This window comes from Rhizobium sp. BK418 (genome assembly GCF_004341105.1).
Taxonomy (GTDB): Bacteria; Pseudomonadota; Alphaproteobacteria; order Rhizobiales; family Rhizobiaceae; genus Rhizobium.
In genome coordinates, this window is record NZ_SLZK01000005.1 from 315,142 (window position 1) to 330,178 (window position 15,037).

General features: G+C 58.6%; 8 protein-coding genes. All 8 read right to left on the bottom strand.

The annotated features are described in order from the left end of the window. Positions 1-55: 55 nt before the first annotated feature. The 8 genes from EV281_RS21385 to EV281_RS21415 all read right to left on the bottom strand — a co-directional run bounded on the left by EV281_RS21385 (position 56) and on the right by EV281_RS21415 (position 14,998). Positions 56-8,572 carry a glucoamylase family protein gene (locus EV281_RS21385; RefSeq protein WP_132655994.1) on the bottom strand — a complete coding sequence of 2,839 codons (8,517 nt, stop codon included), beginning with the start codon at positions 8,570-8,572 and terminating at the stop codon, positions 56-58. Positions 8,573-9,114: 542 nt separating this feature from the next. Beyond that, complete coding sequence (locus EV281_RS31245) at positions 9,115-9,279, bottom strand: hypothetical protein (protein ID WP_165911939.1); 165 nt, start codon at positions 9,277-9,279, stop codon at positions 9,115-9,117. Between the two features lie 131 nt (positions 9,280-9,410). Next, positions 9,411-9,599: a hypothetical protein gene (locus EV281_RS31760; RefSeq protein ID WP_132655996.1), complete on the bottom strand. Its 189-nt coding sequence runs from the start codon at positions 9,597-9,599 to the stop codon at positions 9,411-9,413. Between the two features lie 161 nt (positions 9,600-9,760). Then, complete coding sequence (locus tag EV281_RS21395; RefSeq protein ID WP_132655998.1) at positions 9,761-10,510, bottom strand: ABC transporter ATP-binding protein; 750 nt, start codon at positions 10,508-10,510, stop codon at positions 9,761-9,763. After that, positions 10,507-11,340, bottom strand: a complete 834-nt coding sequence (locus tag EV281_RS21400) for an ABC transporter ATP-binding protein (RefSeq protein WP_132656000.1) — start codon at positions 11,338-11,340, stop codon at positions 10,507-10,509. The genes EV281_RS21395 and EV281_RS21400 overlap by 4 nt, the downstream gene beginning before the upstream one ends. Continuing rightward, positions 11,337-12,272 (bottom strand): nickel transporter permease, encoded by a 936-nt coding sequence (gene nikC, locus EV281_RS21405; RefSeq protein WP_132656002.1) that lies wholly within the window; start codon positions 12,270-12,272, stop codon positions 11,337-11,339. Before nikC ends, EV281_RS21400 begins: the two co-directional genes overlap by 4 nt. Next, complete coding sequence (locus EV281_RS21410) at positions 12,269-13,336, bottom strand: ABC transporter permease (RefSeq protein WP_132656004.1); 1,068 nt, start codon at positions 13,334-13,336, stop codon at positions 12,269-12,271. The genes nikC and EV281_RS21410 overlap by 4 nt, the downstream gene beginning before the upstream one ends. 21 nt (positions 13,337-13,357) lie before the next feature. Then, positions 13,358-14,998, bottom strand: coding sequence for an ABC transporter substrate-binding protein (locus EV281_RS21415; RefSeq protein ID WP_132656006.1), 1,641 nt, complete (start codon positions 14,996-14,998; stop codon positions 13,358-13,360). Positions 14,999-15,037: the final 39 nt, after the last annotated feature.

The window sequence follows — 15,037 nt, forward strand, 5'->3', positions numbered from 1 at the left end:
GGGTTCCCCCCCTCTGGCCGTGCGAATCGCCGGACATTCAGCGTGGAGAACGCTGTTATCCGACCGGATACCCCTCTTTTGGATCGGCGACTTCGCTGCCGTTGACGGACAGAGTGTAGCCTTGAGCGTTGGACGCTTTTGAGACCGAAATGCGGTATTTGTTTCCGGCCTGCTCAATCTCTGCCGCAAACCCGTCCCAATTGGAAGGCAGCGACGGATCAACAAAAAGTTTTCCACCCTTTAGCCGGGTACCGAGAATGCCTTCGACTGCCGCACGGTAAAGCCAGCCGGCCGATCCCGTGTACCAGGTCCAGCCGCCGCGCCCGATATAGGGTTCGTGCCCATAGACATCGGCCGCCACGACATAGGGTTCGACGCGATATTTCTCGGCCGCTGCCTTGTCGAGCGAATGGGTGATCGGGTTGAGCATCTGGAAGCAGCGCAGTGCATCATCGCCGCGTTTCATCTCCGCCAGTGCCATGACCACCCAGGTCGCGGCATGTGTATATTGGCCACCATTCTCGCGAACGCCCGGCGGATAGGCCTTGATATAGCCCGGATCCTTTAGTGACTTCTCAAAAGGCGGCGTGAAGAGGCGGACGATCCGCGCCTCCTCGTCCACCAATTCGGCGAGCACCGCATCCATCGCTTTGGCAGCCCGCTCCGGATCGCCCTCACCCGAGAGCACACTCCAGGACTGAGCGATCGAATCGATCAGGCATTCCAGGTTTTCCTTTGAGCCGAGCGGCGTACCGTCATCGAACGTGCCGCGACGATAATGTCCACCATCCCAGGCAGTGCTTTCCAGCGACTTCTTGAGTTCGACGAGGTGGGTCTTCCAGCGTTTGGCGCGGGTCCGGTCGCCCCGCTCCTCGGCATAGGGAATGAAAGAGCGTAGCGTACCGGCAAGGAACCAGCCGAGCCAGACGCTCGTGCCCTTGCCATCGATGCCGACGCGGTTCATGCCGTCGTTCCAGTCGCCGCCGAGGAAGAGCGGAAGGCCGTTCTTGCCCTTGCGGGTGATGGCGAGATCGAGTGCCAGCGCCGCATGCTCATAGATGCTGACGGTATCTTCCGAAATCTCCGGCTTGTAGAAGAAGTCGTGCTGGCTCTCCAAAAGGGCGGGGCCTTCGAGGAAGGGAAGCTGCTCATCAAGCACGCTCTTGTCGCCGCTGACGCTGCAATAATGATCGATGGCATAGGCGAGCCAGACGACATCGTCGGAAATCATGGTGCGCACACCGGCGCCCGTTCCCGGCAGCCACCAATGCTGCACGTCGCCCTCACGGAACTGGCGCGAGGCGGCATTAATGATCTGGCGCCGTGCAAGCGCAGGCTCCTGCAGCACGAAGGCGAGCGTATCCTGCAGCTGATCACGGAAACCAAAGGCACCGCTTGCCTGATAGAAGGCAGAGCGGGCCATGATGCGGCAGCCAAGGCTCTGATAGGGCAGCCAGGTATTGACGAGATTGTTCATGCCCTGATCCGGCGTCGATATCTGCAGCTTGCCGGTGAAGTCCTGCCAGAAGGCGCGATTCGTCTGCACAGCGTCATCGAACGAGCTGTTGCGAATATCAGCCAGCATAGCGCGCGCCTCTTCTTCCGTTGGTGCATCGCCAAGAAAAAAGATGACGTCGCGCTCTTCGTTCACGCCGAGTTCGATATCGACAGTGAGGATCGCCGCCGGATCGCCATCGAGGTCCGTGGAACCTGAGAGCGCTGCTACCGACATCACTGCGACGGGCATCTGAATTGAGCCGGTCTTGCCGATGAATTCGCGGCGGCTCGACGAGAAGCCGGAGATTGTCTCGCTCGCGGCGAAAAAGGCTGTACGGCCAGAATAATCGATACTGTAGGGATTGGTTGCAAACAGCGCACCGGTTTCCTCATCGCGCTTCGAGAGGACAAAGGATGCAGTCTTCTGCGGATTGTTACCGAGAATCCATTCGACATAGCCATAAATCCGGAGGCTGCGCCTTGCCGGGCCGTCGTTCCGCAGATGCAGACGCTGCATCTTCACAGACTTCTCGCCATGCACCGTCTGCGTGACCTCCAGCGCAATCTCATGTTGAATACTTGAGAAGATGGAATAGCCGAGACCGTGGCGCGCGTCGAAGCGGATGTCGTTGCGGCGCGACAACACCGCAAATGGGGTCATGACCGCACCGCTCTGGAGATCCGCTATATACAGTGCCTCCCCAGGTCGATTGATTACCGCATCGTTTGACCAGGAGGTGAGCTGGTAATCGCGTGAATTGACGCTCCACGTGAAACCGGCACCTTCCGCCGATACGTGAAAGCCAAACCGCTCGTTGGAGATAACATTGATCCATGGCTGCGGAGTGGCATCGCCGCCCGGTAGACGCACGACATATTCACGGCCGTCACGAGAAAAGCCGCCGATACCATTCCAGAAGTCGAGGTCGTCCTCCTCTATAGCGACAGTCTTGAGCGCTGGGGCCGGCAAAGGCGCTATCCGTTTGACCGGCATCGCCGAGCGCTCGGCCTTTTCCATATCGTCCGGCGCCTCATTGCCCAAGGAAAAGAACGAAACAGCGCGGTTGATCTGATCGATGACCTTGCCATTCCTGGCATGCAACGTGACGCGGGAGGCGGCGATCAGCGCCTGATAGGTGCTCTCTTCCATCAAATCCTTGCGGACTGCGAAAATATGCTGGCGTAAGCCGTCGGCCTGGCCCATACGGCGCACGGTTTCGCACATGGCGTCCAGCGCATGCTGCATATCTTGCGCATAGGATGAAGCTCGTTCGTTCATGATAACGAGATCTGCGGCTACGCCGCGTGAACGCAGATACTCCTGCGCCAACAACGCTTCGCGGGCGATTTCGAGATCCATGTCGTCGTCAATGCGCAGCGTGAAGATCGGGAAATCGCCCGAAATCGCCAGCGGCCAGAGCGCCGACTGCGATTGCATGCCGGCTCGGACAACGGTTTGATCGCCACGAAGCTGCATATCCGGATAGACGAGATAGCGGCCGAGATGCTGGAAGGCGGCCGCCTGCTGCGAGCTGACGCCGACATGGCGCATCTGCACCTGCGTGCGCGTCCAAGCCTGGATGATCTCATGGTTGAAAGCATCCGGATGACGATAGCGATCGACGGCCTTGTCCACCTCTGCACGGCTCGGGGCTGCGATCGTCCAGAAAATCACGCTGACTTTCTTTCCGGCCGGGACGCGGACGGTTCGGCGAAGCGACAGCACAGGATCCAGCGTGAAGCCATCAGTGCCCGAAAGTCTCGCGCCCGGATCGAACGCGGCGGCATTTGCGAGGTTACGGCCGCGGCCGAGGAACTTGCGCCGCTCGGTTTCGAATTCTGTAGGACGTGTATCACCGGCACTATCGACGACCAGATGCGCAATGCTCATATTCGGTTCATTCGGATCGCGTTTGTTGCGCTCGGCGCGGATGACGTCGCCACGCTTGTCGATCTCCGTCTTGACGAACATGCGGGCGAATGCCGGATGTGCATTGTCCGTATCATCGGAAGTTATGACCGGTTCGAGATAGGAGGTCACTTCAATGAAACGGTCTTCCGCCCCCAGGTTGAACAGCGTCAGGCGACGGGCTTCCGCATCATGTTCGGTTGCGACGATGCATTCGACCTCGCTCGAGAGCTCACCGAGCACCTTGTTGAAGACGGCCTTCTCGTCAGCGAATTCCACTCTGACCGTCTCACCCTCGACACTCTTCGGCTCCGATGTCGCCGACCACCATTCATTGGTCATCACGTCGCGTAGGAAGATGAAATTGCCCCAGCGATCCTCGGTCGGATCTGGTTTCCAGCGGGAAACGGAAAGACCGTTCCAGCGGGCGTAACCTGCACCGGTCGCCGTTAGCATGACGGAATAGTGACCGTTGGACAGGAAAACGAGAGCGCGGTCGTGCGACGCTGGATCGGCTATCGTGCGGATGACAGGTCGCATCAGCTCATCCTGAATGGCAGCAGGCGTGTGGGACTGGTCCCTGCCGCTCATGATCGGGATATCGCGCGGAGCCTTTTCCTGAAGCAGCAGTTCAGCCGCTTCGATGACGGGATCGGAGTGGAAGAGCTCACGCAAACAACCGTTGAACGCGACATTGGCGACGGCAGCAATCGACATGCCGTGGTGGTGAGCATAGTAGTTGTAGACGACAGCACATTGTTTGCCTTCAGGCACGCGCGTCGGTGTGAAATCGACCGCGTCATGGAAACCGAACTTACCAAGTGCGCCGAGCTTGCGAAGTTTCTGCAGGTTTTCAAGCGACGCCTCGGGATAATATTGGCTGGCGAGCAGTGAGGCATAGGGCGCGATAACGGCATTGTGGCCGAGACCACGCTTCAGGCCGAGCGTCGGCACACCGAAGTTCGTGTACTGATAGTTGAGGTTATGATCGCGGGCATTGAACGCCGCTTCCGAGATGCCCCAAGGCGTACCAAGCTTACGGCCATAGTTCATCTGCTCGACGATGACGAGATTGTTGGTCTGGTTAAGAATGCCTCCGCCACGCTCCTGGATGACGAGCGAAGGCATCAGATATTCGAACATCGAACCGGACCAGGAAACCAGCGCCCCACGCGAACCGACCGGCACCACTTGGCGGCCGAGTTTGTACCAATGCTCCGTCGGCAGGTCGCCCTTCGCGATACCGAAGAGCGACGTGAGACGGCATTCAGACGCGAGAAGGTCGTAGCAAGCCGCATCGAGATCACCACTTTCCACACGGTAGCCGATCGACAGCAGCCGGCGCTCCGCACGGTAGAGGAAGCCGAAATCCATCGAGAAGGCGAGATCGCGTGCCTTGTCGCGAAGCGCAATCAGCCGCGGGCGCAAATCATCGATATTCGACAGGTCGAAAGTGCTGTCCGAGATATGCGCCTCGCAGATTTTAACCAGCGAGGCGGCCCAGAGTGTGACTTCTTCCGTCTGCTTGGATTTCACCTCGTGATGCAGATTGCCGGCGAGCTTCTGAACGTCGCGTGCCAGGACTGCAAGGTTGATGACTCGGATGGAGGCGAATTCATGCTCGCGCTTGACCGCAACAAGCGCATTCTGGAAGCCGGCAATGCGCTCTTCCAGGCGCCGGCGCAAAGGACGCACCGTTTTGCGATCATCGGGAAGATCTGCCAGTACTTCGCCGAGGATACCGGCCGTATCGCCGACGCCATCGAGATTGCCTTGGATATGCGCGGAGGGCGCTTCTGCCCAATTGCGGCACGCTGAGGAAATGGCAATCAGGTGGCCGGCAAGGTTGCCACTGTCGACGGCCGAGACGTAGCGGGGGCCAAGTGTCTGCAGCGTGTCCGTGTGATACCAGTTGAAGAGGTGGCCACGGAATTTCTCCATACGATCGATCGTCGTGATGGTCTTCTCCAGCCTCTCGATGGCTTCCTCAAAAGAGAACCACCCGAACTGCCGGCCGGAAACGACCGACAGCAGATAGACGCCGATATTGGTCGGCGATGTGCGCGTCGCCACGATGATGTGAGGCGTTTCCTGAACGTTGTCGGGCGGCAGGTAGTTCTGCTCCGCCGTCGTGAAGGTCTCGAAATAGCGCCAGGTGCGGCGCGCAATCTTGCGAAGCTCTCCGGAGACGACTTCGGACACGTCAAGCCGATCTTCCGTCTCTGCCGACTGGCTCACATACCAGGCGACGGCAGGCGAACAGATCCATAATAGCGCGAAAGGAACACCAACCAGGAAGGCATCGTTGCCTGACAGTGCCGCAACGGCAACCGAAAGGATCGCCAGAACCGGCGCATGCCACATCGTCCGATAATAGGAAAGGATTGTACCCTGCTTGCCGGCGCCGACGCTGGCAGCGGTGCGCCATTGCAACAGCAGCTTATGGCTAACGAACAGACGGTACAGCGAACGGCCGATCGCATCGGCCATCATGCAGGCAGCGTCGGCAATGAAGACAATCCGCAGCGCCACCTGCGCATTGGCCGCTGAAATATCCAGCCAGACGGTGTGAAGATGGGCGCTAGCGACGATATCGCTGCGGCGCGGAATGATGCCCTTGATAAGCGACAGGGTGGGGGCCACGAACAGGCAGAAGATCAGCAGGATCTGCCAGATCAGCGCGCCAGACGGCTCCATCAGACACCAACCGAGCACGGAAGCGAAGAACCAGGCGATCGGTGTCAGCGATCGGCGCAGATTATCGAACATCTTCCAGCGCGCAAGCGCGGTGACCCGGTGTTTCGGATTGAGCATGTAAGGCAGGAGCTGCCAGTCGCCACGAGCCCAGCGATGCTGCCGCGAAGCCTCAACCTCATAGCGGACAGGAAAATCCTCTATGAGTTCAAGGTCGGTGACGAGCGCGCAGCGCGCCATAGACCCTTCGAGAAGATCGTGACTGAGTACCGAATTCTCCTCGATGCGACCTTTCAGTGAAGCCTCGAAGGCATCGACATGATAGAGGCCCTTGCCGGTGAACGTGCCTTCGCCGACAAGGTCCTGATAGACATCCGAAACTGTGAAGACATAGGGGTCGAGACCGCGGTTGATCGAAAAGACACGCTGGAAGACAGAAGCATCCTTGCCTGTCGTCAGCGACGGCGTCACGCGCGGCTGCAAAATGCCATAGCCGCTTTCGACTCGGCCAGTATCCGGATTGATGACCGGGCGGTTGATCGGGTGATAGAGCTTGCCGACCAGTTTGGTAACGGTATCGCGCATCAGGCGGGTATCGGCGTCGAGCGTCATGACGTACTTGACGCCGATAGGTACGGTATTGGCGCTTGGCAGGTAGGTCGTGTCGCGGTCGCCCCGCAGCAGCAGGTTCAGCTCGTGCAGTTTGCCGCGTTTGCGCTCCCAGCCCATCCACACACCCTCGGATGGATTGTAGAGGCGACGGCGATGCAGGAGATGGAAGCGCACCGTACCGTCATAGGCATAGCGAGCCGATAGATTGGCAATCTCCCGGCGCGCATATTCCAGCACCTCCAGATCAGCAGAGCTTTCTTCCATATCGCTGTCCGGCCAGTCGCCGAGCAATGCAAAATAGATTTCGCCACGTGGATTGGCGAGATAATGAACCTCGAGATTGCGCACCATCTCGTCGACACTGTCACGATTGCAAATCAGACAAGGTACGGCGACAAGTGTGCGCGCGGTCTCCGGGATGCCCCGCTTGAATTCATAACCGACGAGCCGCACCGGCGTGACGAAAAAAGAAAGCACGGTGTTGAAGAGGCCGCTCGCGCCCTCGGAGGCCGGCAGCGAAAATAGGATGAGCAGCAGAGCGATTTCGATCGGCCTCATGCCGGCACCAACCATGAACCCGCCGACGACCAGCATGGCGATGATCGTGATCAGCACGACCGGAACGGCGATCGCCATCCAATTCAACTTCCGTACCGCGCGGATGACATGCTGCGCCGGCGTTGGATGGTAATCCGCGCGCGCTTCAAGCTTCGGGCGTTCAGCGCCCATAATGAAGCAGCCGATATTGGGTTCTCGCGGTTGCGCCTCGCCAGAATGATGGACCTCGGCCACCATGTCGACGGCAAGCTGCGCGATTTGCACCTCGCTCAACGGCGAGCGCCTCGCCAGCTTTTCGATCTGTTTACGATAGCTATTGCGCGAACCGGGATCGAGATCGCCGTAGTCGGATTGGTTCCAGAGCAGCCTGTCGACATGGCTGACCTGCTCGACCCACACCGACCACTCCGCGTCGTTGATCTCACGTAGACTCCTGACGATGTTGCCCATTGTGACGTTGCCGGCGGAGAGGCGGCCATGCTCCGTCATCGTCGCTTCCTCGCTATCGCGCCCGAGCCGCTCCAAACGCTGATCCAACCAGGAGATCGCTTGGCTTGAAGTCTGCGAGCCATCGCGCAAGCGGTAGAGGAACTGCGTAGAGAATGTGTTGTCCGCAGCAAGCTCTTCCAGGGTCTCCAAATAGGCGGCAGCCTTTGCGGTATCGGCCAAGCGGATTAGCTCGTCGGCAGCCTCATTGGCGCGGCGGCGCATGTGACGGCTGCGCTCGACACGGCTTGAAATACGGCGAAGGTTCTCGACCAGCACGTACCGCACCAGAGACGGCAGAGCCCATAACTCACCGATTCTCAGCGTCTCATGCTGCTGGAAGCCGTCGACGAGTGCAGTCAGGCTTTCCTGCGAGGTGGTGCTGTGGGTATGGGCGACATAGAGCCAGGCCAGCGCAAGCGTTCGCGGAACCTCAACATCGCCGATATCAGTCAAGGGCAGTTCACGATAAAAGCGGCGCGGGAAGTCACGACGGATCTCCTGGATAGCTTCTTCAACGATGTAATGGTTGTCCAACAGCCATTCGGCGGCTGGCGTGATTGTCCCCCCGGCCTCGACGTCGGCCGCGGTCGTGCGGTAGACGCGCAGGATTTCCTTCTCGTTCTCCCTATGGCGCGCGAAGAAATCGAACGGTGCGAAACCCGGCAACTCGCTCACCGTGCGACAAGCGACGCTTTCACCCACGGCCCTGATGTCCTCATTGGACAGATAGGTTGATCGGATCGAATCACCGTAGTCGATCTGCTTCTTCTCAGACTCGCGGGGCAGGCTCGGAGGAGGATTGGCAATGGACATAGATTCGGTTCTGGATCCAGACGAAATTATTGAATTTGTACGGGCTTTCTGCACCGCTTGTGACGCCTCTCGTATGAACGGAACGATCCTCATTGAGATCAGCGAAAACAAAATAAGGTGCGCGCCGAGAGCATTGCTGCAGGGGACCACCCATATTCATGCCGTGATTTCGCGAGGTCACGGATGCCCGCTCCCTCCCTTCGAAGCCATTCGGGAAAGTTGGACAGGCTTACGATAATTCAAGTCGCGAGAACTATTTCTAAGTTGTCCAGCCTGCCGGCATGAAAAAGTGCACGGATGGCATCCACGGCATGGACAGCGTTATCAGCGCTTCACGCCTACTTTCCGGATAAGCTGGATTGCGTGGAATAGGGTTCGTGAGGAGGATCGGGGTACCCGACCATCACCGCAGGGTGCGCCCCTGAGCATTCTCCAAATTGGACACCAAAGCGTCAGGAGAATGCTGTTGCACCCCAATTTTCCAGACAGGGAAACGATTGATCAGGCGAGCGCCACAAGTTAGCGCCCGATACACATCGGCATCAGCTGACGAGGCCGAAGACCATTGCGACGACGAAAAGGAAAGCCGCCGTAAAAAACGTTGCATGGATCGCGGTCTGAATTCTGTGCCGCGTGGTGACCGGCTTCTTCGCCGGTACGGATCCGTACTGGTTCACGTGAGTATTCGACATACCCAAATTTGCCATGTGTCGCCTCCGTCTGTTTGTGTGCGGCTGGTCTACCAACTCGCTTTTATTTTCTTATATACCCTATCAAGTAGGTAGAGATAAATTTCCGTCCAGAGCAGATGGAAAAGAAAATCCAACCAAACTTGTACTCAGCAGAGCGTGCGCCATGCCCAGATCCAGGAACGCTCGATGGCACAGTCGTTCTGGGGTGCGTTGGGGGATGTTTCGAGCAACCGGCGATCCTTTTCCGCCGGTATTTTCACGGAGGTAGTTTCCCTCCGATCGGCATTAACAGGAGGATCGAGGTAACCCATGGTCATCCCACCGAGAAAGAACATGCCTCAACCTCCATCGATCACGAAAGCTAACGGTCGTTAACGGGATCATGACAGAACTAAGGCAGCTGTCAATAGTCTAGTCGAATGGTCGTGTTTTAGGGAAGCGTTATCCTTAACGCCGCGCCGCACGAGGTTTTTCAAAAGCTTGAAAACATTGACTTTCAAGCCTTCACGAATCCCTTGCTCGCGATCATGAGATTTCTCGTATACTCTTCATGAACCTTGCCGCCTGCAAGTTCGGCCGATGTCAGCCGCTCAACAACAGCACCCCCTCGCATCACGGCAAGCCTCTCGCACATATGGGTGACAACGCCGAGATCATGACTGACCATGACGAAGGTCAGTTTCCGGTCGCGGCGGATCTGTTCCAGAAGGTTGAGAACTTCAGCTTGGACAGAGGCATCGAGCGCGGATGTTGGCTCGTCGAGTAACAGGATCGATGGTTCGACGATCAACGCGCGGGCGATCGCCACACGCTGTCTCTGGCCGCCGGAAAGCTGATGCGGATAGCGGAAGCGGAAGCCATTGCCAAGGCCTACCTCATCAAGCGCACGAGCAATGCGCTTTTCGCTGTCACCGATGCCGTGGATCACGAGTGGTTCAAGAAGCAGCCGGTCAACGGTCTGGCGGGGATGCAGCGAACCGTAGGGGTCTTGAAAGACCATCTGAACGCTTCGATAAAAGCCCTTGCTGCGCTTCGAACCTTTTACAGCCTCACCATGAACGCGGACCGTCCCCTCGCTGACGGGCGCAAGCCCGGCGACAGCCCGCAGCAGCGTCGACTTGCCCGAACCGGATTCACCGACGAGGCCGAAGGATTCGCCACTTTCAATGGAAACGCTGACCTCTTTCAGCGCGTAAAAATGGTCGTAGACGACGCAGAGATGTTCGACAGATAACGCCGTACTCATGCAGCCCACTCCGGCTTGCGGTCGAGAACCGGCAGCGGATGCCTGTTTTCACCAATCTGCGGCATGCAATTGAGCAGGCCTTGTGTATAGGGATGTTTCGCATTTCGAAGCTCGGATGCTGCGATCTCCTCGACAATGCGCCCGGCATACATGACGATGACACGGTCGCAGAAGGAGGAGACGAGCCTCAAATCGTGGGATACGAAGATCAGGCCCATGCCGCGCTGGGATACCAACCGGTCCATGATCCTGAGAACATCGAGCTGAACCGTGACATCGAGCGCGGATGTCGGCTCGTCGGCGATCAGCAGCTCCGGACCGGCGATCAGCATCATGGCAATCATCGCGCGCTGGCCCATGCCGCCTGAAACCTCATGTGGGTAGAGATCGAAGACCCGACCGGGATCACGGATCTGCACGGCCTCCAGCATGGAAAACGCACGGTCACGCGCCTCGCCTTTGCCGACCTTCTCATGGGTGCGCAGCGTTTCGCAGATCTGCTTGCCGATGGTCATGACCGGATCGAGCGAATATTTCGGATCCTGCAGGATCATGGCGATACGTTTGCCGCGCAGCCTGCGCCGTTCCGAAGCCGAGGCCTTCAGGAGATCGATGCCGCTGAAATCGAGCGTATCAGCGGTAACGATGCCATGTTTCGGCGTCAGGCCCATGATGGCGCGACCGGTCTGCGATTTGCCTGAACCGGATTCTCCGACGATGCCGAGGCGTTCCTTGCCGAGTGTGAAGGAAACACCGCGCACGGCCTCGATGACACCAGTGCGGGTCGGATAGCTGACACGAAGGTTCTTCACAGTCAGAAGCGAACTCATTGACCGGCCTCCTTCGGATCGAGCGCATCGCGCAGACCATCACCTAGAAGGTTGAAGCCGAGGCTGACGATGAGGATGGCGACACCGGGCATGGCCGCAACCCACCATTGGTCGAGGATGAAGCGGCGGCCGGAGGCGATCATCGCGCCCCATTCCGGCAGCGGCGGCTGCGCGCCGAGGCCGAGGAAGCCGAGGCCGGCTGCCGTCAGGATGATGCCCGCCATGTCGAGCGTCACCCGCACGATCAGCGAGGAGATGCAGAGCGGCATGATATGGCGCACGATGATGCGCAGCGGAGAGGCGCCCATCAGCTTGACCGCCGAGATGTAATCGGAACGGCGAACTGTCAGCGTCTCGGCGCGCGCGATACGCGCATAGGGCGGCCAGGAAGTGATCGCAATGGCGATGATGGCGTTCTGGATGCCGGGGCCGAGTGCTGCGACGAAGGCAAGCGCCAGCACCAGCTTCGGGAAAGCGAGGAAGATATCGGTGATGCGCATCAGCGTCGCATCCACCCATCCGCCGGCATAGCCCGATACCGTGCCGACGATGAGACCGATCGGCGCCGAGATGATGGCGACCAGCACCACGACGAGCAGCGTCAGCCGCGAGCCGTAAACGAGGCGCGAGAAGATATCGCGGCCCTGATCGTCAGTGCCGAGCAGATAGCCGGCACTGCCAGGCGGCAACAGGCGCGCATTTTTGAGATCGCCGACAACGGGATTATGCGTGGCGATGACGTCGGCAAAGGCGGCAATCAGCAGCAATGCCACGATGATCAGCAGCCCGACGACAGCAAGCCGGTTGGCGGTAAACTGCCGCCATGTGACATAGGCGCGGCCGAGTCTCGCCTGCATGCGCGACTGCGGTCGGTCTGACAGCAGCCAATCGCGGCGGCTCATAGGTGTAGAAAGCGTGGTCGGAACCGTCATCGGTTGCGCGTCCTCGGGTCAAGTATCCGATAGAGAAGATCGGAGATGAGGTTGATGCCGACAAAGACCGTGCCGATGACGATCGTGCCGCCGAGCACGGCGTTCATATCGGCGCTTTGCAGCGAATTGGTGATGTAAAGGCCGATTCCGGGCCAGGAGAAGACTGTCTCGGTCAGAACGGAACCTTCGAGCAGGCCAGCGTAGGAAAGCGCAATGACGGTCACCAGCGGCACCGCGGCATTCCTTAGCGCATGGCCCCAAATCACCCGCGTTTCCGAAAGCCCCTTGGCGCGCGCGGCAACCACATATTCCTGCGACAGCTCATTCAGCATGAAGCTGCGGGTCATGCGGCTGATATAGGCAAGTGAGAAATAGCCGAGCAGCGAGGCCGGCAGGATGATATGGCGGAAGACGTCATAAAAGACGTCCCACTGCCCCTGCCACGCGCTGTCGAGCAGGTAAAAACCGGTGACCGGCGTGAAACTGTATTCGTAGACGATGTCGATGCGGCCGGGAAAGGCTACCCAGCGCAGCTGCGCATAGAAGATGACGAGCGAGATCAGAGCCAGCCAGAAGATCGGCACCGAATAACCGACGAGGCCGATGACGCGCACGATCTGATCGGCGATGCTGCCGCGGCGCACAGCTGCCAGCACACCGAGCGGCACGCCGATGACCGATCCGATGATCGTGCCGACGGTCGCAAGCTCCAGCGTCGCCGGGAAGACGCGGCGAATATCGACCATGACCGGATTGGTGGTCAGCACCGAATTGCCGAAATCGCCGGAGAGAATGCCTTTCAGGTAGATATAGAACTGCTCGTAGAGCGGCAGGTCGAAGCCCATTTCGTGGCGTACGCGTTCCACCACATGGGTTGGCGCGCGATCGCCGAGAATGGCGAGCACGGGATCGATCGGTACGACGCGACCGATGAAGAAGGTAACAGCCAGAAGGCCGAGATAGGTGGTTACGGCGGCAAAGAAAAAACGCCCAACCGCCTTCGCAAAGGAAACTGCACGGCCCTTGCGGGGCCGCGCCTCCTGTCTTGTTTCGACGATACTCACTGGATCAGCCTAGCCGGCTCATCACTTCGAGATCGGACCTACATAGTTCGTATCGAAGCTCGGCCCCAGTTTGAAATCCTTGAGGTTCTTGCGATATCCGGCCACTTCGATCTGCTGGAAGATGATGACGAAGGGGCTGTCGGCCAGGAACTTCTTCTGGACATCCTCGTACATGGCGGCGCGCTTTGCAGCGTCGCGTTCGAGCAACGCAGCCTTCGTCTCCTTGTCGAGCTCAGGTGCTTCCCAAGTATTGCGCCATGCAAGCGTCTTTACCGTGCCGGCATCGGAATTGTCCGGATTGGAGGTGAATGTATCCGCATTGGAGTTCGGGTCGAAATAATCCGAGCCCCACTGGCCGATATACATGTCGTGCGTACGGGCGCGGTACTTGGTCAGCGTCTGCTTGCCGTCACCGGGAATGATTTCCATCTTTACGCCGGCCTGGGCGAGCGTCTGCTGCATCGACTCGGCAATGCCGGTGACCGGCTGCGTGTTACGCACATCCATGGTGACCGAGAAGCCATCCGGCAGGCCGGCCTTGGCGAGCAGTTCCTTTGCCTTGGCAACGTCAAGTTTATAAGGATTGTCGTTCAGGGCGCCGAGCTGACCGGTCGGCAGGAAGGTCTGATGAATCTCGCCGATACCCTTGATGAGGGTTGCACCGATCGCGTCATAGTCGACGAGATATTTGAAGGCTTCCTGTACCTCAGGCTTCTTCAGATTCTCGTTCTTGCTGTTGAGGCTGACATAATAAATCGTGCTCTTTGGTGCATTCGTGGTCGCCAGATCCGCGTTCTTGGAAACGGCATCGAGGTCGCCCGGCTCGAGGTTACGGGCAATGTCGATATCGCCGGCTTCGAGCGCCAGGCGCTGGGCAGAACTTTCCTTCATGTAGCGGTAAATGACGCGGTTAAGCTTTGCCTTCTCACCGTAATAGTTGTCGTTGCGCTCCATGACGACGACTTCATTGGCGCGCCATTCACGCAGCTTATAGGCGCCGGAGCCGGCATAATTCGTCTTCAGCCATTCATTGCCAAAGTCGTTGTCGTACTTGTGGTCGGCATCGACGGTAACGGACTTCACATGGTCCATGACCAGCTTCTTGTCGACGACGGAAGCGACGGTCGCCGTCAGGCAGTTCAGCACGAAGCTCGGTGCGTATGGCTTATCGACGGTGAAGGTGAAAGTCGTGGGATCGACGGCCTTTGCCTTTTCAGTGACGTTGCCGCCGGTCAGACCGAACTGGGTGAGGATGAAGGCCGGGCTCTTATCGAGCTTGACGGCACGCTCGAAGGACCAGGCAACATCTTCAGCGGTGATCGGGTTGCCAGAAGCAAACTTCAGACCAGGCTTCAGCTTGAACGTATAGGTCAGGCCGTCATCGGAAACGGTCCAGCTGTCGGCGAGGTCGCCTTTGACCTTCGATGTGTCGTTCATGTCGAGGCGGACGAGAAGGCTATAGGTGTTGCTGGTGACCTCAGCTGTCGAAAGCTCGAAAGCCTCGCCCGGGTCCATCGAGATAATGTCGTCGATGGCGAAGCCTTCGACGAGCGTGTCCTTCGGCGTCTCTGCAAAGGCAGCAGGTGCTGCCACTGTCAGGAGCGAAAGGGCAGCCCCGGCGGAAAGAAGGCGGAAGCTGCGGTTCAGTTTGGTAATCATCATGGTCTGTTCCCCTGTTCTTGATTGATTACAAAGTCTTAT

Coding starts and splice junctions, on each gene's coding strand:
- EV281_RS21395 (WP_132655998.1), bottom strand. CDS start 10,510: ATGAGTACGGCGTTATCTGTCGAACATCTCTGCGTCGTCTACGACCAT.
- EV281_RS21400 (WP_132656000.1), bottom strand. CDS start 11,340: ATGAGTTCGCTTCTGACTGTGAAGAACCTTCGTGTCAGCTATCCGACC.
- nikC (WP_132656002.1), bottom strand. CDS start 12,272: ATGACGGTTCCGACCACGCTTTCTACACCTATGAGCCGCCGCGATTGG.
- EV281_RS21385 (WP_132655994.1), bottom strand. CDS start 8,572: ATGTCCATTGCCAATCCTCCTCCGAGCCTGCCCCGCGAGTCTGAGAAG.
- EV281_RS31760 (WP_132655996.1), bottom strand. CDS start 9,599: ATGTTCTTTCTCGGTGGGATGACCATGGGTTACCTCGATCCTCCTGTT.
- EV281_RS21415 (WP_132656006.1), bottom strand. CDS start 14,998: ATGATGATTACCAAACTGAACCGCAGCTTCCGCCTTCTTTCCGCCGGG.
- EV281_RS31245 (WP_165911939.1), bottom strand. CDS start 9,279: ATGGCAAATTTGGGTATGTCGAATACTCACGTGAACCAGTACGGATCC.